Below are 20,914 nucleotides of genomic sequence, written 5' to 3'. Positions count from 1 at the left end.
ACTGAATTTAAAAACGTTGAATGTGTTTCTTGAAGAGGTGGTATGATGTTAGACAAAACGGCTATTATTCTTGCGGGCGGCAAGAATAGCAGGATGAATTATAGAAATAAATCATTCTTACATGTCAAAGGCAAAAGTTTTATCGAGACAATTTTAAATGAAGTTTCATCCTATAGCGAAAAAATAATTGTTTCAAATAAACCGTCATTATATAATCATCTAGGAGTGAAGGTTATTAAAGACATTATACCTGGTCATGGACCCTTAAGTGGAATACATGCGGGGTTAATTAATGCAAAATATGAACACTCCCTGGTGCTGGCATGCGATATGCCATTTGTTGAGAAGAATTTAATTGACTATTTAGGAGGGTTAGCTGAAGGATACGATGTAGTTGTTCCATGGTCTGGACAACACTTTCAACCACTATGTGCGATATATGGTAAAGGATGTATTGAAGCTATTGAAAAGTGTTTAAGGAACAATGTCCATAAAATTATAGATTTCTATCCTGAGGTTAAAGTTAGATATGTCGACTATGATGAGCTGAAAGGTTTTAAAGATATTGAAGGGATATTTAGGAATATAAATACCCCATCGGATTACAGCCAATTTGTAAATAAAAAACTTTAAATTTAATAAATTATTATAATTACAGATGAGGGGATGATTTTATGACACCAATAGTATGTATTGTAGGTAAATCAGATGTAGGAAAAACAACACTAATCGAAAAGCTATTAAAGGAATTAAAGAAAAGAAACCATAAAGTTGCTACCATAAAGCATGATGTCCATGGTTTTGATATAGACAAACCAGGGAAAGATACATGGAGGCATGCTAAGGCTGGAGCTGACACTGTAACGATTTCTTCACCAAACAGGGTTGCAATGATAAAAAGAGTAGATGAAGAGTGGACCTTAGATGAGTTGATAGAATTAAATAGTGATGCTGATTTGATTCTCACTGAAGGGTATAAAAGGAGTAACAAGCCTAAGATTGAAGTTTTCAGATCAGAAATGTATAGTGAACTATTATGCAGTGCAGAAGAATTAGTTGCCATAGCAAGTGACAGTGACCATGACATTGATGGCGTACCTGTTTGTGATATAAACGATGCTTCTAGTCTAGTTGACATTATTGAAGAAAAAATTATGGGGATTGAAAAATAATATTTTGTTAAAAATTTAATAATGAAATATTGTATTGAATTTATTGCAAAATTATGATATGTTTTATTTATAGAAAAATAGTGAAAAGTATGGGGAATAATAAAGCGAATTGTAAGAAGGTTCAAATTACTGCTTTGAGAGTTATTCCTTAATTTCTAACTAAAATGCGGAACAATGTTCCGACTAAAGGAACGATTGTTGCGAAGAATGATATCGCAGAAGTCTTTTTTTGATATCATTTATCAGATTATTTTTAATATTCCATATTGCTTGGTGTGTGGGAATTTTGTAAATATCGATACTTTAGAGGGAGGTGAAAGTATGAAGGTTGTAATAATTGGAAACAGCGCGGCTGGAATAAATGCTTTAGAAGAGTTCCGCAAGTACGATAAGGAAAGCGAAGTAACATTAATATCAAAGGAAGGTGGCGTTGCTTATTCTAGAGTATTACTTCCATACTATCTAAGGGGAAAGGTAGATTACGATACATTTTTTATTAGAGATAATGATTTTTATAAAGAAATGAATACGAGATATATTGAGGCTACTGTAACAAACATTGATGATGAAAAGAGAGTAGTTGAAATAGATAATGGAGAAGTTTTTCCATTTGATAAATTGTTAATTGCTACTGGAGCATCTGCAATAAAACCTCCGATAGAGGGTTTAGCAGGTGAAGGAGTATATAATATGTGGACCTTGGAGGATGTAAAGAATATTGAACCTTTATTCAAAAAAGGGAACAGAGTTCTAGTTTTGGGATCGGGTTTTGTATCTCTTCAGGCTGCTTGGGCGGCAATTTGTAAGGGATTAGATGTAACCATCTATGAGCTAGCGCCTCGAATAATGCCAAGGGTTCTTGATGATATGGGAGCAAAACTCCTTCGTGAAAGGATAATCGAACATGGAGCAAAACTTCATGTTAACACATTGACTCAAAGAATAGAGAGAAAAGAAGATGGAACTATGGAGGTCCATGCTAAGGACAAGGGACCTTTTGAAGTTGATCTTATAATTGTAGGAACCGGTGTACGCCCTAATATTGGTTTTTTAGAGAATACATCAGTAAACCTCGATAGAGGTATACTTGTAGATGAGAAAATGGAGACTAATGTTTCTGGTATTTACTCTGCTGGAGATGTGGCTCAGGGTCCAACAGCCTTTGGAGAAAAGCACGTAATCCATGCCCTATGGCCAACTGCAATAGAAATGGGTAAAATAGCTGGTGCCAATATGGCTGGTGAAGAGCGAAGTTATGAAGGCAGCTTAAATATGAATGTTACACAATTATTTGAAATAACAGTAGCGTCAATGGGAAGATTTATGGATGAAGAAGGAAACGAAATCTGGGAGCACTATGATGGAAAAGAAGGTAGTTATTTAAAGGTAGTACTTGAAGATGGAATTCCCGTTGGAGGAACAATTGCCGGAGGATCTGACTTAGTGGCATTTTTGGGAGTACTAAGACCTTTCATAAGGAAGAAGCAAAGAATTGAAGACTCACCAGAAAAGTTGATGGAGACTTTACACAAAAAAATCGCATCCACTCCTACAAAAAATATTTTAGAGGTTATATAAGGATAATCAGCACAAGCATATAAAATCACAAAATCTATTTTTCTAAAATTTTGTGTTGATTATTTCAAAGGGTGTAGAAAATGATAAAAGAAGGAGGGAAAGTTAGATGCGTGTTGTTACAATGGATCCGAGCAAGTGCGTAGCATGTAGAAACTGTGAATATGCCTGTGCCTTTAAGCAAAAAGGTGATTTTAAGAGAAAGGATTCAAATATACGAGTAAATTACTATCCTCAGGTAAGGGTTTGTATACCACTCACGTGTGTTCATTGCAATGAGGCATGGTGTATGGAAGTCTGTCCTGCGGGAGCAATTAAACGTAATGAAGAGACAGGGGCAGTAGAAATAGATCAAAATCGTTGTGCTGGATGTAAGATGTGTATGTTATCATGTCCCTTTGGAAATATACACTTTGACTCTGAAAAACTAGTAAGTAGAAAGTGTAATCTATGCGAAGGTGATCCAACCTGCGTAAAATTCTGTATTTCCGGAGCTTTACAATATGAAGAAGTTGATGAAGCCTTTGAGTCTAAAAGAAAGGGCTTTGATAGTAAGCTAAGAGCAATTTTAGAAGAAATGAAAAATGACAGGAAGGGAGGGGAATAAAGATGTCAGATAAAAAGGTCGTACAATCCCTTTGCCGTATGTGTGATGATCACTGTGGTATAAACGTATATATAGAAAATGAAAAAGTAGTAGATATAGATGGATATAAGCCCCATTACTGGAATAAAGGTAGGATTTGTGTAAAGGGTAGGGCTGGTGTAGATATGATCTATGCAGAGGATCGTATATTGAAGCCCCTCAAAAGAACTGAGACAGGATGGGAAGAGATAGAACTTGAACAAGCCCTTGATGAAATAGCTGAAAAGATGAAAGAACTGAAAGAAAACTATGGTGCCAGAAGCATGAGTATTTGGAAGGGTGAAGCCATAGGATTTGCTCAGCAGGAAGAAATGGCTAGGAGATTCATTCATGCCTTTGGATCACCGAATTACTTCTCAAATGATTCAGAATGTTTTGTAGGTCGCTGGATAGGATACTCACTAGTTGCTGGTACATGGCCTGCTCAACCTGACTTTGAAAACTCAAATTGCATTGTTATATGGGGAGCCAATCCACCTATGGCCCATCCTAATATGACCCAATCTATAATGAAGGCCAAAGAAAATGGAGCTAAAATCATAGTTATAGATACAAGACTTAGTGCTATAGCTAGACAAGCCGATGTTTTTGCACAAATAAGACCAGGAACAGATGGTGCGTTAGCCCATGGAATAATGAGATACTTAATTAATAATAATGAAATCGATAACGAGTTTGTAAAGGACTATACATTAGGCTTTGAAAAGTTAAAGGATTATGTTCAAAAATTTACTCCAGAATATGTTGAAGAGCAAACTGAAGTACCTAAGGAAACACTTTTAGAAATAGCTAAGCTTATATCTCGGAGAAAACCTAACGTAGTAAATTATGTAGGTAATGGTTTAGAGCATCATCAAAATGGTATAAACAATATTAGAGCAGTAGGATGCATTGATGGACTAATCGGTGCCTTTGATGTAAAAGGTGGAAACTTTATGCCAGAAGGCTTTGGACTAAGGGAGCTAACTTTATATGAAGAAATTCCACTTCGTCATTTAGATCCTATAGGAGCCGATAAGTTTCCAGTGCTTTATGACTTCAGGCAGGAATGTCATACAATGACAGCGATGAATACAATTTTAACTGAAGATCCATATCCCTTAAAGGGGATGATAATAGCTGGTGCAAACCCAGTCCTTACTAATCCAAATTCAGAGAAAGTTATAAAGGCTCTAGAGAGTTTAGAGTTATTAGTTGTTAGAGACCTATTTATGTCAGAGTCTGCTCAGCTTGCTCATTATGTACTGCCGGCGGCGTCATATTTAGAGCGTTCAGAGCTTCACTGCCATGGAGGTTACCAAATAGTTGGATTAACCGAGAGAGTGTTTACAATACCTCAGGTCCAAGATGAATATCAGTTTTTACATGACCTTGCCCACAGGTTAGAAATTGGAGATTATTTCCCTTGGAAAAATGAAGATGAACTAAACGAATGGCTTGTAGAACCTACAGGAGTGTCTTTAGAAGAAATAAAGGCCTGTCCTCAGGGGTATAGGTATAAACCAATACGTTACAAAAAGTATAAGGAAAAGCCATTTAAAACGCCATCAGGAAAAGTCGAGTTTGCATCAAAATACTTAAAGGATTATGGATACGAGGAACTGCCGGAATATATACCGCCAGCCTATAAGACTAATCCAAAGAAAGAATATCCATTTACATTAATAACAGGAGCAAGAAAACTAGTTTATTACCATGGTAGAAATAGAAACTTTAAGAGATTTAGAACCGCTATTCCTAGTCCGGAGATAGAATTACATCCTCAGGACGCAGAAAAGCTTGGTGTAACTGATAAGGATATTGTAAAGGTTACATCTACAATTGGCTCAATAGAAATCCCAGTTAATGTAGTATCAGAAACAGAAATCCTTCCTGGCGTTACACAAATTACCCACGGATGGAAGGAAGCTAACGTAAACTTAATTACCCACGATGACAAATTTGATCCAATTGATGGTTTCCCTTTAATGAAGTCTGTTCAAGTCAAGATTGAAAAAAAGTAATTTGAAACATTTTGAATGAAATGAGAATTCACGTATTGTGAAGATTTAGAGTTTAATGAAAAACTGAATTATAAATTCAAAATAATCCTTAAAGGGGGAAAAAGAATGGAAAATAAACAAAGACCATCATTTGCAGCTTCGGCAGGAGTTTTTGCTGGAATCGTTTTAATACTAATATTGGGAATTAAAATACTCAAAGTAGATATTCATGTTTTATTAATATTTGGTCTTATCCTTGCTTCAGGAGTTGCGGTGAAATATGGTTATACCATAGATGATTTATTAGATGGAATGAAGACGAGTATCAGCAGAGCTATGGTAGCAATGGTTATATTCATTTTAATAGGTACTATTATAGGTTCATGGATTCATGCCGGAACTGTTCCTGCATTAATCTACTATGGACTAAAGTTCTTAAGTCCTAAATTTTTCTTACCACTAGGCCTAATTATTTGTAGTATAACATCACTTGCTACTGGAACCTCATGGGGAACTACTGGAACAGTAGGATTAGCACTTATGGGTATGGGTGTTGGTTTAGGAATCCCTGCACCTATAATAGCAGGTATGATAGTTTCAGGAGCATTCTTCGGAGATAAAATGTCTCCAATTTCAGATACTACTAATCTTGCAGCAGTATCTGCAGGAACTGACTTATATAAGCATATAGGTGCAATGCTTTATACAACTATTCCTGCATATGTAATTTCTCTTATTATGTATACTATCTTAGGATTCAAATATTCATCAGGTGCTGATGCTAATCCTGAGCAAATTCTACAAATTCAGAGCATCATTGCTGAAAAGTTCAATCTGAATCCTATAGTATTATTACCAATTGTAGTTCTTCTTGTTATGAGTTTAATGAAGGTACATTCAATTCCTGCAATGCTAACAGGTACATTCTTAGGAACAATCATTGCTATAGTATTCCAGGGATCAAGCCTAAGTGCTGCTTTAACAGCTATTAACTACGGATTCTCTGACGCAACAGGAGTAGAAATAGTTGATAACCTTTTACTAAGAGGTGGAATTCAAAGAATGATGTGGACCTTCTCCCTATCCTTTATAGCTCTATGTCTAGGTGGAGTTCTGGAAAAGGTTGGATATTTAACTGTACTTATTGAGAAGCTTGTTAGTAGAATAAAATCAGCTGCAAACATGGTTACACTAGTAATACTTACTACTGCTGTATCAAACGCAGCAATGGGTGAAATATACCTTTCAGTAATATTAAATGGTAGTTTATATAGAGAAGCATTTGAAGAAAAGGGTCTTCAAAAGAGAATGCTAAGTCGTCTTCTAGAAGAAGGTGGTACAATGACTGGAGCACTTATTCCATGGTGTACAGCAGGAGCCTTTGTTGCAGCTACTCTAGGAGTACCTACAATGTCTTATGTACCATATGCATTCTTAAATATATTGAATCCTCTAATTTCAATAGTACTGGCATACTTTGGTATATTTATACTTAGAGAAAATGGTAAAGAAAATCGTAAAGCAGTATAGAATATTAGCTTTTAATTGCATTTGATGTAAATGATTAACTGATGAAAATCGGACATCTTTAATAGGGAAGATTAAGTTTGAAATCTAATAAACCTGGGTAGGTTAGGATCTGAATTTGGTTTTGATTATAAGATATACTCATATGGATTATAAGGACATTTTATAAATAATACAATTCTATGGCTTGGGATAATTTTTAATTTATTATTCCAAGCTATAAAAATATTTTGGATTAAACAGTTTATATGAAAAAAGGACAGGAAAAATATCTTAATTTTTTTAATAGGATTAGTTTACAAGAGAAGTTTATTTATGATAAAATCTACTTAAATGAAGAATGTAAAAGTTCTTTTTTTTATAAGATACTATCAGAACGATGTTCTAGTGAGTGGAACAAAACTTTTTAGTTATATTTGATATACATTTAAACCAAGATGTAAGTTAGATTATTAGAAGTAATAGGACTAGGTATTAATAGGAACGTTGTTGCGCTAAAAGGAACATCCTATTGTTATGCCAAGGTCTTTATAGTAAGAATCATCGGAAAAGTTTTAAATTAAATTTAAATGAACAGAAAAGTCAGGAGGGCAAAAATGAGAATTTTAGCGATTAATCCAGGAGGAACGTCAACTAAGATTGCCGTTTATGAAGGAAAAGAGCTTCTTTTTAAAAAATCCGTAGATCATTCGGCTGAAGACCTAAAGAATTTTGAGAGGGTATTTGATGAATACGAATATCGTCGTAATCTTATAATTGAGGCTTTAAAAGAAGAAAATGTTGAGGTATCTTCTTTGTCGGCGGTTGCTGGAAGAGGGGGATTACTTAAGCCTATCGAAGGTGGAACCTACGCTGTAAATGACATAATGATTGATGATGTAAGAAATGCCATTAATGGTGAGCATGCTTCAAACCTAGGGTGTGTTTTAGCTAGAAACATTGCAGATGAAGTGGGTGTTCCATCTTTCGTAGTAGACCCTGTATCGGTAGATGAATTTGAACCTGCATCGAGGGTAACTGGAATCACTGATTTAGAAAAGGCTAGCTGGCTTCACTCTTTAAATCAGAAAGCCGTTTGTCGTAAAACAGCAGAGAAATTAGGTAAGAAATATGAAGAGCTAAATCTAATAGTAGCTCACTTAGGGTCAGGTATTTCACTGGCAGCCCATAGAAGGGGTAAGGCCGTTGATGGCGGTGGAGCAAGGGTTGATGGACCTTTTTCACCGGAAAGAAGTGGAGGACTTCCAACTTATCCATTAATCAAGCTATGTTATTCAGGAAAATACACCTACGAAGAAATGGTGGCTAAGGTAAGTACTATCGGTGGAATGTACGATTATCTTGGAACAAAGGACTTAAGAAAAATTGAAGAAATGATAGATGAAGGAAATGATAAGGCGAAGCTTGTACTAGATGCATTTGTCCAGCAAACGGCTAAGGAAATTGGAGCCTATGCTACGGTTTTATGTGGTGATGTAGATAGGATAATTATAACCGGCGGAATAGCTTATTCAGCTAGGATAGTTAAAATGATTGAAGATAGGGTTAAATTTATCGCTTCTGTTGAAGTAATACCTGGGGAAATGGAGCTTGAAGCTTTAGCTATGGGAGCTTTAAGGGTTCTTACAAAAGAAGAAGAGACAAAGGAATATATGTAAAGACATTAAAGGGCGGTGTGAATATTATGTTTACTAAATTTGAAGAGGTAGTGGAGAGAGCTAAAAAGCTAGGACCATTTACAGTGAGTGTTGCGGTGGCCCAGGATCTAGCGGTTTTAAAGGCAATCAAAATGGCAGAGGATATAGGACTTATTAAACCTATTTTAGTAGGTGATGAAGAGAAAATTAAGCCTATGTTAGATGAAGTAGGATTAGATAATAATACGCTTGTTATTAATGAAACCGACGATACTCTAGCAGTAGAAAAGGCAGTTTCAGTGGTGAGAGAAGGCAAAGCCAGTGTATTGATGAAGGGGTTTGTAAATACAAGTATATTTATGAGGGGAATTCTTAATAGGGATAAAGGTCTTAGAACTGGAAGACTTATAAGTCTTTTAGCTGGTTATGAAATTCCTGGACATAATAAGATAGTTTTCTGTAGTGACAGCGGTGTAAATGTTGCACCGAATTTAGACCAGAAGAAGGATATTTTAACAAACTCGTTACTGGCTTTAAGGTCAATGGGATTTGAAATGCCAAAGGTTGCGGCTTTAGCTGCCAATGAGATGGTTGATCCAAAGATATCTGCAACGGTTGATGCTAAGGCTTTGGTGGAAATGAATGAAAGAGGAGAATTACCAGACTGTATTATAGAAGGGCCTATAGCTATGGACGTAGCCTGTGACGCAGAAGCAGCTAAGCATAAGGGGATAGACAGTAAGGTTGCAGGTGATGTAGATTTATTCTTTGTACCATATATAGAAGTAGGAAATGTATTAGGAAAGTCATGGATTCATTTCAATAAAGCGAAGTGGGCTGGAATAGTATTAGGTGCAACTAATCCAGTAGTACTAGGTTCAAGAAGTGATACTGCAGAGATTAAACTGAATTCAATAGCATTAGCTTGTTTAGCTTCAAATAAAGAAGATTAAGATGGTATATCTATTTAATTAAATTACTATATTTGACTGAATTTTTAGGATGCTAGACTATATATCATATCGGACTTAATTGGTAAGGGGGCTATTTTTTATGAAATTATCAAGCAGATTAGGGGTTATGAAACCGTCAGCAATTAGAGAAACAGGAAAGCAAATAGCTGCAAGACCGGGATGCATATCATTTGCGGCAGGACTTCCATCGCCACAATTGATACCTGTTGAAAAGGTTAGAGTCATAACAGATAAAATACTAAGAGAGCAAGGAGCTACTGCATTACAATATGGGCCTACAAAGGGGTATGGACCGTTAATAGAAAAGATTGTACAGATAATGAAGGAAAAGAACGTTGATATAACATCTGATAACATTCAGATTACTACAGGGTCACAGCAGGGAATATCCTTTAGTGCCATGATGTTTCTCGATAAGGGTGACACAATCATCACTGAGAATCCAAGTTATCTAGGAGCCTTGGCAGCATTTATGCCCTTCGAATGTAAGTTTAAGGGAATAGACGTAGATGAAGATGGTATGAAGATGGATGAGCTTGAAGAGGCATTGAAAAATGATAATAAAGTAAAGATGATATATGTAGTTCCGAATTTTTCAAACCCAACGGGAAGAACATGGTCATTAGAGAGAAGAAAGAAGTTACTTGAAATTGCAAGTAAGTATGATTTGCCGATAATCGAAGACAATCCATATGGAGAAATAAGATTTGAAGGTGAGGATTTACCGACAATAAAGTCGATGGATAAGGAGAACCGGGTAATATATCTAGGCTCATTCTCTAAGGTATTCTGTGCAGGATTAAGAGTGGGATGGATTTGTGGTGATAAAGATATTATAAGTAAATACGAGATGATAAAGCAAGGTGCAGACCTTCAGTCCAATCAACTTGCACAGATGCAGGTAAATGAATTTATGAATCAATATGATATGAAGGAACAGATACAGGAAATTATAGATGCTTATAAAATAAAAAGAGATCTTATGTGTAGTCTTATTGATGAGAAATTCCCGAAGATAATAAAGAGAACAAATCCTGAGGGGGGAATGTTCGTCTGGCTTGATCTTCCAGAGGGAGCAGATGCAACGGAGCTTCTTAAAAAGGCATTAGAATTAAATGTGGGATTTGTACCTGGTGGGCCATTCTATCCAGAAGGTGGACACGAAAATACCATAAGACTTAATTATTCAAATATGTCAGAAGAGCAGATAGTGGAAGGAATAGGACTCTTAGGAGAACTATTTAATAAGGAGTTTTAAGATGGAGAGTATTAGCAGTGCAAATATAAATCAAGAAACTAAAAAGATGATGAAATACCGATGGGTAATATGGGGAGTAATGGTACTTTCCTACGCGATAAAGTTTTTCCACTCACTATCAATGGGGGTCGTAAAGGATACGATTATTGCTGAATTTGCTTTAACGGAAACAACCTTTGTTTCAATAGGAAATACTTTCTTTTATATATACCTTATCATGCAAATACCTACTGGATTATTAGTAGATACTCTTGGCGCAAGAAAAACAGCAGCCTATGGAACATTGGTATCGGCGGTCGGGATAATGCTGTTTAGCTTCTCACAGGGTGTAGCATTGCTATATGTAGGGAGAGGAATGGTAGGACTTGGAACATCTGTAGTATTTGTATCAATACTTAAAATTCAGTCAGAGTGGTTTAAGGAAAGTGAATTTGGAACTATGACTGGAATCACATGTTTTATTGGTGTCTTAGGAGGGGCGTTGGCTCAAACGCCTCTAGCATTAATGGTTTCTACAATAGGCTGGAGAAATGCCTTTAGAGGAATAGGTATTGCTTCAATAGTAGTAGCTACTGCAATCTACTTTATAGTAAGAAATACACCTGGAGAATTGGGAATGAGCCCAATAGAGGAAAAAGGGTCTCAAGATGGATCATCTGCAGAAAATATAAGCATAATGAGAGGACTACTTCAGGTGCTTAAAAATCCAAAAACTTGGCCAGTATTCTTTCTATATGCAGGATTTTACGGCACATATGTAATTATGATGGGATATTGGGGAACATCATTCATATCCAGCGTTTATGGAAAGTCAACAATACAGGCATCAAATTATATAATAGCTGGAGTATTGGGAAGCGCAGTAGGCTCTGTGATAATTGGAAATATGTCGGATAAAATGAAGAGTAGAAAGAAGCCACTACTTATTACAGGTGGGTTATACGTCCTAACGTGGGCATTTTTAACCTTTGCAAATGGCGGTCAACCTCCATCGGCGCTGCTATATCCGCTAATATTTACTATAGGATTTATGAGCTGTGCCTATGTAGTTAGCTGGCCTTGTGTAAAGGAAGTCAATCATCCTAAATATGTTGGAGTATCGACATCGGTAGCTAATATTGGGGGATTCTTTGGTACGATAGTATTACCTCCATTAGTTGCAAATGTTTTTGATAAATATAGTGCAACATTATCGGCTACGGCTTTATATCAAAAAGCATTTACTGTAGTATTTATAGCATCGGTAATAGGGTTTATTGCATCTTTATTTGTTAAAGAAACTGGTTGTAAAAATATATACTTAGAAAATAGAAAAACAAAATAATCATAATTAAGTAAGTCATGCTTTAGTTTGCTTTCGAATAAACTTGAAGCATGATTTACGTGTTTGAAAATAGGGTCTATGATAGTTGTTTTATTAATAGTATGTTAATTATGTTCTAATATTAAATTATACATAACATTCGTCCGGTAAAATATTCATAGATGTTTCAAAATTCGAGAAGTACGCAGCTAGGGCAGACTTTGATGAGTATGAATAGAAATATGGAAATAGAAAAGGAGTAAAAATTTTAAAGGGGGTTAAAATAGTGAAATTAAAATCAAAATTGATATTAAGCTTCGTTTTATTATCCTGTATAGCTCTAATAGTGGTATCTGCATTTAGCTTTATTAATGTAAAGCAGCATCTAATAGCTAATATTCACTCTGAGATGGAGGCCGTAGTAAGCGGTGTGAGCATGGAAATCAATGGATGGCTTAATACCAAAGCAAAAACTGTAGAAACAACTGGTCTTATAGTACAAGCCTCTGCAAAGGATGGCGAAATAACGAAAAATCATTTACAAGCTTTTAAAAACGATCCACATATCTATGATATATACATAGGTTTCGAGAAGGATGGAAGTGTACTAGATGGTGGAGATTGGGTAGCTCCTGACGACTACGATGCTAGAAAGCGTCCGTGGTATGAAGAAGCGAAGAAAGTCGGTAATATTGTATATTCACTCACATATGCAGATGAAGCAAATGGCTGGAAAAATGTATTATCCGCTTCGATTCCGATAAAGGGAGATAACAGTAATACCTTTGCTGTAGTTGCAGGGGATATGGAACTGACAGAGGTAAGCGAGATTGTCAACAATATTGAAACTAAGGAAGGTAGCTACGCAATACTAATTGACGATAAAGGGGTTGTGCTAGCTCATCCAGATAAGGAAATGTTGGCTAGAGACCTTTTAAAAGATGAAGAAATGCAAGAATTTAAGGAAATAACTACAGAAATGCTGGCAAATGAAGGAGGAAGTAGAGATTATACTATTGGTGGAGAAGAAAGATTTATAGTGTATGAAAAAATTCCTTCTACTGGCTGGGTTCTTGGAGTTACAATTCCAGAAAGCGAAATTTATAAAACATTAGAAAATATAAAAATGAAGTACTTTATCATAAATGCTATTGCATTCATACTTATAATCCTATACGCCCTATACTTTGCAAGGTATCTAGTTAAGCCTATAAAGGAATTAACTAATGCAGCTGAGGTTATTAGCAGTGGAGATTTAACCCTTGATGTTAAGGTAAATAGCAATGATGAAATAGGACAGTTAGGAACTGCATTTAATAAAATGGTAGAAAATCTAAGACAATTAATTGAACACGTAACAACGGCAGCGATAGATCTTAGTGCTTCTTCAGAGCAAATGGCTGCATCATCGGATCAATATAGCACTATGACTGATACAATGGCTCAGAGTATCAATAAGCTTGCAGAGGATGCCGCTAGGGAATCATCCGATGTTGAGCGTACAAATCTGACTATTAGAGAGATGGCAGAGGGAATACAGCAGGTTGCTATTAATGCGCAAATGACAAATGAAGCAGGAATAGATGCAAGACAAGCAGTAGAGAATGGTAAGAATACCGTTGACAATGCTATTGAGACAATGGGTGAAATTCAAAGTGTTATGAAGGAATCTGTAAAGGCTACTAGATTGTTAGGAGAAAATTCAAATGAAATAGGAAATATAGTTCAGATGATAACAAGCATTGCTGAGCAAACTAATCTTTTGGCATTAAATGCGGCTATAGAGGCGGCAAGGGCCGGTGAGCAAGGTAAGGGCTTTGCTGTAGTCGCTGATGAAGTAAGAAAACTAGCAGAAGAGTCAAGTAATGCAGCTGGTAAGATTACTGAGCTGATTGAAGAAGTACAGGTAGAAACGAGAAGAGCAGTAGAATTGATGGATAAAGGGGAGAATATAGTAGGGTATGGAGCAAATACAGTGTCACAAACTGGAGAGGTATTTGACGAAATACATAGGGCAATAGGTAAGATGACAAGTAGTATAGAAGAGGTATCGGCAGCAACGGAGGAGATGTCTGCTGGATCCGATGAAATAGTAACTTCCATGGAAAATGTAACTGATCTTAAGGAAAAAAGTACTATTAATACAAGGATGATATCCGATGGAACTCAGGAGCAAAAGGCGTCGATTGAAGAAATTGCGTCAAGCGCTAAAAGACTTGCTGGTATGGCTCAGGATTTACAGGAGCAAATTCAGAGGTTTAAGATTTAATTAACACCGTTTTAAACCCCATGTTAATCCTCTTTTGAGGAATGACATGGGGTTAAATGTGTTTAAGTGGCTAATAATATAACATATAAAAAATAAAAGCTATCATCTTAAATAAAAAGAAATTTTGAATTAACAAAAATTTTATACAAACGTAATTGATTAATATCCAAATAACGTGTACTATTATAGGAGTGCTACTTTCGTAGTTAAATAATGAATACGTGAATAGTCAAACAATTTGAAAGGAAAAGGTATAATGACAGAAAAGAAAAAGATAATAAATATAGCAGTAATAGCCCATGTAGATGCTGGAAAATCTACTTTGGTTGATGCGCTGCTTAGCCAAAGTGGTGTATTTAGAGAGAATCAAGAGGTAGTAGATTGTGTAATGGATAGTAATGATTTGGAAAGAGAACGTGGAATTACTATATATTCTAAAAACTGTGCAATAGAATACGGTGATGTAAAGATAAATATAGTGGATACTCCAGGCCATGCTGACTTCTCATCGGAAGTGGAAAGAATTATAAAGACTGTTGATACTGCAATACTTCTAGTGGATTCAAGTGAAGGACCAATGCCTCAGACTAGGTTTGTATTGAAAAAGGCCTTAGAAAGAGGATTGAAGCCTATTTTATTTATAAATAAGATTGATAAAAAGGATCAAAGGGCAGAAGAAGTTGTTGATATGACATTTGACTTATTTGCAGACCTAGATGCTAACGATGAACAGCTTGACTTTCCAATCGTCTATGGAATTGCAAAGGAAGGTATTGCAAAAAGGGAAATGGAGGAAGAAAGTGATAGCTTAAAGCCTTTATTTGAACTATTATTAGAGCATGTTGAAGCCTATCCTGATAAGGATAATGAAAATCTACAGCTTCAGATATCTTCTCTTGCATATGATGAATATATAGGACGACTAGGTGTTGGAAGAATAACAAAAGGAACGATAAGATCAGGGCAGCAGGTTTCTATTTCCAAAAGGGATGGAAGTATAGCTAATGGAAAGATTGCTAAGTTATTCGTATATGAAGGACTAAATAGAGTAGAGAAAAAGGAAGCTTGTAGCGGTGATATAGTTGTTTTATCAGGAATTGCTGATATATCTATTGGTGAAACGATTTGTAATGTCGACAAGATAGATGCCCTTGAAATGATAGAGATTGAAGAACCGACTTTATCTATGAACTTCTTAGTAAATGACTCTCCATTCTGTGGTAAAAGCGGAAAGTATGTTACAACAAGACATATTAAAGCTAGACTAGAGAAGGAACTAGAGGTAAATGTTGGACTTAGAGTTGAAGAATTAGAAAACTCTGATGGATATAGGGTTTCTGGAAGAGGAGAACTTCATTTATCAATTTTACTAGAAAATATGCGTAGAGAAGGTTATGAATTATCTGTATCAAAACCAGAGGTTTTAATGAGAACAGTAGATGGAGAGTTACAGGAGCCTATAGAAAGAGTAATAGTATCGGTACCCGATGAGTATTCTGGAACTGTAATATCTAAGCTAAACCTTAGAAAAGGTCTAATGGAATATATGGAATCGGAAAATGGATATACAAGGCTTGAGTTTTTAGTACCAACTAGAGGTCTATTAGGATATCGTAGTCAGTTCATAAATGATACTAGAGGTGAAGGTACACTAGTAAGATCCTTTGAAAGGTACGAAGGTCATAAGGGAGAGATTCCTAAGAGAAGTAATGGGGTTTTGATTTCTCAAATTAATGGTAGTACCATGGCTTATTCACTATTTAATCTTAGTGAAAGAGCTGTTATGTTTGTAGGACCTGCTGTTGATGTATATGAAGGTATGATTATAGGTATGAACAGTAGAAAAGAAGATATGACCGTTAATCCGTGTAAAAATAAGAAATTAACTAATACAAGATCATCTGGAGCTGATGAGGCAATAAAGCTATTATCTCCAAAGGTATTTACACTTGAAGAAGCTCTTGAATTTATAGAAGAGGATGAACTAGTGGAGATAACTCCAGATGCAATAAGACTTAGAAAAAAGATATTAAATGAAAACGATAGAGTTAAGGCAATGAGAAGAGCTAAATAGAGCAATAAAATAATTGGAGATTCCTTATGTATACGAGGAATCTCCAATTTATTGATCTGGGGATCAAAATTATTAGCTTTAAAGAGGGTTTTATATAAAATCATACCCCATTTTAAAGGCCTTAGTATTCATTTCTTCAAATTTTTCTTTACCTTTTTTTCTAAACATATCATTCATGCCTTTGATTCCTTCATCTTGAGTGAAGTCTTCTGTTATTTTTGCGATTACACCAGCCATGATTATATTTGCACCCTTTGGATGATTTATTTCTTTAGCCAGAGTAGAGCATGGAACTTCTACGATTTTAACATCATTTCTAATATTATCGTCATATGTTACCATATCACTATTTACTATTATAGTTCCTCCCGGTGCTACAAGATCAATAAACTTAAGTAAAGAGGGATTGTTCATAGCTAATAATATATCTGGTTCCTCCTGAGATGGATTATATATTTGATCTTCGCCATATTTAACTGTACAGTTAGCCGTTCCGCCTCTCATTGCAGAACCATAGGAAGGTATCCATGTAGCGTTTGATCCCTTATGAACTGCTATCTGTGAAATAACTAATCCTGCTGTTAATACGCCTTGACCGCCAAATCCAGCAAATACGATCTCTTTCATGATTATTTCCCCTCCCTAGTTTTAAGTTCACCTAATGGATAATATGGAATGATTTCGTCTTTTAATCTATCCATAGCCTGAAGAGGTGTCATTCCCCAGTTGGTAGGGCAAGGAGAAATTACTTCAACAAATGAGTATCCTTCGCCCTTTAATTGAGCTTCTAAGGCATTCTTGATGTAGCCCTTCAGTTTATTAACATTAGCAGGTGTATCTACTGCACCTCTTGCAACATAGGCAACATCAAATTGACTAGCTACTAATTCAGGAAATTTAATTGGTGCACCTGTAACAGAACAATCTCTACCATTTTGAGAAGTAGTAGTCTTTTGACCAGGCATAGTTGTACTACTCATCTGTCCACCTGTCATACCAAAGTTTGTATTGTTTACGGCGATAACTGTAAAATTCTCATTTCTATAGGCTGCATTAGTTGTCTCTGACAAACCTATACTGTAGGCATCACCATCTCCTTGATAAGAGATAACCATATTATGTGGAGATACACGCTTCATACCTGTACATACTGCTGAAGCACGGCCATGGGCACAGTGAAGTCTATCTGTTTCAAGAACTCCACCTAATAAACTTGAACAGCCAACGCCAATACCAAATATTACATTTTGATCTTGACCTAATTCCTCTAAACATTCTCCTATTAATCTAATTACGACGCCATGTCCGCATCCAGGACAAAATGTACTGGCTCTATCAACGATAGCAGGAACCTTTCTTGCTTTAGCCATAATTAGTACACCTCCTTAATCTCACCAGCAGCTATTTTACCAAAGTCAGACTTTATTGTTTTCATAGCTGGTATACCATATACATAAGGTAAACAGTATACAGGGATGTCTTTATCGAATAGTTTCTTTACAGTTAATGCCACGTCATCTACCATCTGTCCTGTAGCGTTAGCTTCAACGGTTATAAAACCTTTAACGTTTGGGTTTACCTTTTCAAAGGCTTTTTCAGGGTAAGGCCAAGCTGTAATAGGTCTAATAAAGCCTACTTTATGACCAGCTTCTCTAAGTTGCTTAACGGCTCCCTTTGTTGATCTTCCAGGTAAGCCATAGGATACAAATACATAATCCGCATCTTCAATATTTCCATCTTCCCATCTTTGCTCGTTGGCTTTAATGGCGTTATGTTTTTCGTTAAGTAATACAGATTCCTTCATAGAATCTCTATCAAATATACCAATCTTCTTATATGAATACTTTCCGTCAAAGCCCCATGGTTGTCGCTTTACTTCTTGGAACTCAGGTAGAACACAAGGCTCCATCATTTGTCCTAATGCACCTTCTGTCATAAGAGTAGATACAATTCTGTACTTCTCAGCAAGGTCAAAGGCTAAGACAGTTAAATCAACTGCTTCCTGTATACTTTCAGGACATAATACTATAGTTCTATAGTCACCGTTTCCTCCGCCTCGAGTTTCTCTTAAATAGTCACATTGAGCAGTTAATAATGTACCAATACCATTACCATATCTAACAACGTTAATTACTACTGCGGCTAATTCTTCATCGTATAATTGAGAAATACCTTCCTGCTTCAAACTAATACCAGGGCCAGAGGATGCAGTAAAGCTTCTAACTCCACATGCGGCGCCACCTATTATCATATTTATACCTGCTAACTCACTTTCTGCTTGAACGAATGCTCCACCAACCTCTTCCATACGAAACGATGCATATTCCATAATCTCTGTTGAAGGAGTTATTGGATATCCTGCATATAATCTTGCGCCGGCTCTTATTGCCGCTTCGGATATAGCGTGATTACCTTTGATCATGTCTGCCATATTTTTTTACCCCCTTAAATTCTATAATTAACCTAATATTTCGTATACGCCATCTGGGCACATAGTATAACAAATACCACAAGCTATACATTTCTCATCATCTACAATTACGGTTCTATATCCAAACTCATTGAAGTCTTCCGTAAATGATATGGCTTTTTTGGGACAGTTCACCACACATAATTCGCATTGTTTGCATCTCTCTGATTTAACCGCTACCTTCATGATAATATTACCTCCCAACCTGTTGTTATATTTATAGAAGTACCGTTCTATTGACTAGTATTTTTAACACTGTTCCGCTTAATAGAACGCCGTTCTCTTTTCAATTTGAGTATATCATTATTTTGATGATTTGTAAATCAAAACAAGAGAATTTTTAAATTTTTAGAATATTTCTACTTGTTGTATAGTCCTTCTTAATGCTTATTGTAAATCTGTGTAGAATATATTTTATAAAGTAAGAATATATAGTATTAGACATATCATAATTGAGCTATATGTATGGCTCTATTAAGGAGGGAATAGAGAATGAGAAAATCTAAGGCTCAAAGGAAGTCAAGGCTTTACAGATTTTTGAAATGGGTAGAGGTGGCAGGTAATAAATTACCACACCCATTCCTGCTATTTGTCGGATTAGTTGCAGTAGTCATGGTCTTATCATTTATTTTATCTAAGCTAGGTGTACAGGTTAGACATCCCGTAAAAGATGAAGTAGTAGCCGTTAAAAACTTACTGGGTAGAGAAGGGGTTCAATACATACTGCTCAATCTTTTGAAAAACTTCACAGGATTTAGACCCTTAGGGTTAGTATTATCAATGATGATTGGTATTGGTTTGGCTGAAAAAGCTGGTTTGATGAGTGCCTTCATGAGAAAGTTTATCCTAGGTGCTCCAGAGAAACTATTGATAATGGCGATTTTCTTAATAGGTATATGTGGAAACATAGCTTCCGATGCAGCAGTAATAATAGTGCCACCATTGGCCGGTGCCATTTTCTATGGAGCTAAAAAGAATCCGATTGTCGGGGTTGCAGCCGGTTATGCGGCAGCCTGTGCAGGTTTTACTGCAAACCTTTTAATTGCTGGTACTGACGCGCTTTTAGCAGGTATTACAGAGGAAGCTTCACACATCATTGATCCAAGTATTACAGTATCTCCCTTGGTAAATTACTATTTCATGTTTGTATCTACAATTTTATTAACTTTAGTCGGAACCTGGATTACTAAGAGATATGTAGAAAAACAAGCTGGTGAATATATCCCAGAAGAGGGAATCGAAATAAACACCGATGAGTATGAATTGTCAAATAAGGAAATCAAAGGATTAAGAAGTGCAGGAATAGCAACTTTAATCTATTGGGGTATAGTTATTGCTGTTTTGATACCGGAGAATTCAGTTTTGAGAGGTGCAGAAGGAAGTATTATTAAATCACCATTTATAAAAGGGATTATTCCTTTTATATTGTTTTGGTTTATAACTATTGGTATAGCCTATGGTAGAAAGTCTGGTACTATTAAAAAGGCATCAGATGTTCCTGAAATGATGACTAAAGCAATGGAAGGTATGGCAGGATATATAGTTTTTGTATTTGTTATAGCTCAATTCGTCAGTTTTTTCAACTGGACAAATCTTGGACTTATCCTTGCTGTGAAAATGGGAGATCTTTTGAAAGCAGCTAACTTCACTGGATTTCCTATGGTGATAGGCGTAGTTCTAGTAACTATGTTTATCAATCTTTTCCTAGGTAGTGGATCTGCAAAATGGGCCTTATTATCACCGGTTTTTGTGCCGATGTTTATGATGTTAGACTATTCACCGGAGTTTGCACAGCTTGCATATAGAATTGGTGATTCCACGACAAATGCTATTTCTCCACTATTTCCATATATAGCTATTGTTCTGGGGTTTATGCAAAAGTATAAGAAGGATGCTGGATTGGGAACTCTTTTCTCGTTGATACTACCTTATACCGTTGGATTTGGTCTAATATGGATATTGCAACTGGCAGTTTGGTTTATCTTCAGGCTTCCAATAGGCCCTGGAATAAATATTTTTATGTAAAA

Annotated in this window: 17 protein-coding genes; 13 read left to right on the top strand and 4 right to left on the bottom strand. The window is 35.9% G+C overall.

Going from position 1 to position 20,914, the window contains the following annotated elements; all coding sequences use genetic code 11:
* The first annotated feature begins 42 nt into the window (after positions 1-42).
* The 12 genes from mobA (at position 43) to typA (ending at position 16,417) form a co-directional block, all read left to right on the top strand.
* A complete protein-coding gene (gene mobA / locus R9X47_RS08105; protein WP_432666288.1) occupies positions 43-633 on the top strand; it encodes a molybdenum cofactor guanylyltransferase in 591 nt (196 codons plus the stop codon).
* Positions 634-674: 41 nt separating this feature from the next.
* Positions 675-1,172 (top strand): molybdopterin-guanine dinucleotide biosynthesis protein B, encoded by a 498-nt coding sequence (gene mobB, locus R9X47_RS08100; RefSeq protein WP_432666287.1) that lies wholly within the window; start codon positions 675-677, stop codon positions 1,170-1,172.
* A gap of 321 nt (positions 1,173-1,493) precedes the next feature.
* Entirely contained in the window at positions 1,494-2,750 is a 1,257-nt protein-coding gene (locus R9X47_RS08095) for an NAD(P)/FAD-dependent oxidoreductase (RefSeq protein ID WP_432666286.1), read from the top strand.
* 106 nt (positions 2,751-2,856) lie between these two features.
* A complete protein-coding gene (locus tag R9X47_RS08090; RefSeq protein WP_432666285.1) occupies positions 2,857-3,354 on the top strand; it encodes a 4Fe-4S dicluster domain-containing protein in 498 nt (165 codons plus the stop codon).
* A gap of 2 nt (positions 3,355-3,356) precedes the next feature.
* A complete protein-coding gene (locus R9X47_RS08085; protein ID WP_432666284.1) occupies positions 3,357-5,396 on the top strand; it encodes a molybdopterin-containing oxidoreductase family protein in 2,040 nt (679 codons plus the stop codon).
* Positions 5,397-5,501: 105 nt separating this feature from the next.
* On the top strand, positions 5,502-6,905 hold the full coding sequence (gene nhaC / locus R9X47_RS08080) for a Na+/H+ antiporter NhaC (RefSeq protein WP_432666283.1): 1,404 nt from the start codon (positions 5,502-5,504) through the stop codon (positions 6,903-6,905).
* Between the two features lie 593 nt (positions 6,906-7,498).
* Positions 7,499-8,560 (top strand): butyrate kinase, encoded by a 1,062-nt coding sequence (gene buk / locus R9X47_RS08075; RefSeq protein ID WP_432666282.1) that lies wholly within the window; start codon positions 7,499-7,501, stop codon positions 8,558-8,560.
* Positions 8,561-8,586: 26 nt separating this feature from the next.
* A complete protein-coding gene (locus tag R9X47_RS08070; protein WP_432666281.1) occupies positions 8,587-9,492 on the top strand; it encodes a bifunctional enoyl-CoA hydratase/phosphate acetyltransferase in 906 nt (301 codons plus the stop codon).
* A gap of 100 nt (positions 9,493-9,592) precedes the next feature.
* Positions 9,593-10,771, top strand: a complete 1,179-nt coding sequence (locus R9X47_RS08065; RefSeq protein WP_432666280.1) for a PLP-dependent aminotransferase family protein — start codon at positions 9,593-9,595, stop codon at positions 10,769-10,771.
* Position 10,772: 1 nt separating this feature from the next.
* Positions 10,773-12,095 carry an MFS transporter gene (locus R9X47_RS08060; RefSeq protein WP_432666279.1) on the top strand — a complete coding sequence of 441 codons (1,323 nt, stop codon included), beginning with the start codon at positions 10,773-10,775 and terminating at the stop codon, positions 12,093-12,095.
* A gap of 265 nt (positions 12,096-12,360) precedes the next feature.
* Positions 12,361-14,343 (top strand): methyl-accepting chemotaxis protein, encoded by a 1,983-nt coding sequence (locus R9X47_RS08055; RefSeq protein ID WP_432666278.1) that lies wholly within the window; start codon positions 12,361-12,363, stop codon positions 14,341-14,343.
* Positions 14,344-14,599: 256 nt separating this feature from the next.
* A complete protein-coding gene (gene typA, locus R9X47_RS08050; protein WP_432666277.1) occupies positions 14,600-16,417 on the top strand; it encodes a translational GTPase TypA in 1,818 nt (605 codons plus the stop codon).
* A 90-nt stretch (positions 16,418-16,507) separates the two neighbouring features.
* Here typA and R9X47_RS08045 read toward each other — a convergent pair whose 3' ends face one another.
* The 4 genes from R9X47_RS08045 to R9X47_RS08030 are packed head-to-tail and all read right to left on the bottom strand — an operon-like array spanning position 16,508 to position 19,073.
* Positions 16,508-17,044: a 2-oxoacid:acceptor oxidoreductase family protein gene (locus tag R9X47_RS08045; protein WP_432666276.1), complete on the bottom strand. Its 537-nt coding sequence runs from the start codon at positions 17,042-17,044 to the stop codon at positions 16,508-16,510.
* Positions 17,045-17,046: 2 nt separating this feature from the next.
* Positions 17,047-17,787 carry a thiamine pyrophosphate-dependent enzyme gene (locus tag R9X47_RS08040; protein ID WP_432666275.1) on the bottom strand — a complete coding sequence of 247 codons (741 nt, stop codon included), beginning with the start codon at positions 17,785-17,787 and terminating at the stop codon, positions 17,047-17,049.
* Positions 17,788-17,789: 2 nt separating this feature from the next.
* A complete protein-coding gene (locus R9X47_RS08035; RefSeq protein WP_432666274.1) occupies positions 17,790-18,848 on the bottom strand; it encodes a 3-methyl-2-oxobutanoate dehydrogenase subunit beta in 1,059 nt (352 codons plus the stop codon).
* Between the two features lie 27 nt (positions 18,849-18,875).
* A complete protein-coding gene (locus tag R9X47_RS08030; protein ID WP_432666273.1) occupies positions 18,876-19,073 on the bottom strand; it encodes a 4Fe-4S dicluster domain-containing protein in 198 nt (65 codons plus the stop codon).
* Between the two features lie 306 nt (positions 19,074-19,379).
* Between R9X47_RS08030 and R9X47_RS08025 the strand changes: the two genes are divergently transcribed.
* Positions 19,380-20,912 carry an AbgT family transporter gene (locus R9X47_RS08025; RefSeq protein ID WP_432666272.1) on the top strand — a complete coding sequence of 511 codons (1,533 nt, stop codon included), beginning with the start codon at positions 19,380-19,382 and terminating at the stop codon, positions 20,910-20,912.
* The last annotated feature ends 2 nt before the right edge of the window (positions 20,913-20,914 follow it).

Origin of the sequence: Wukongibacter baidiensis (assembly GCF_050888315.1) — a bacterium.
GTDB classification, from domain to species: domain Bacteria; phylum Bacillota; class Clostridia; order Peptostreptococcales; family Caminicellaceae; genus Wukongibacter; species Wukongibacter baidiensis.
This window is presented reverse-complemented; position numbering and strand designations above follow the sequence as displayed.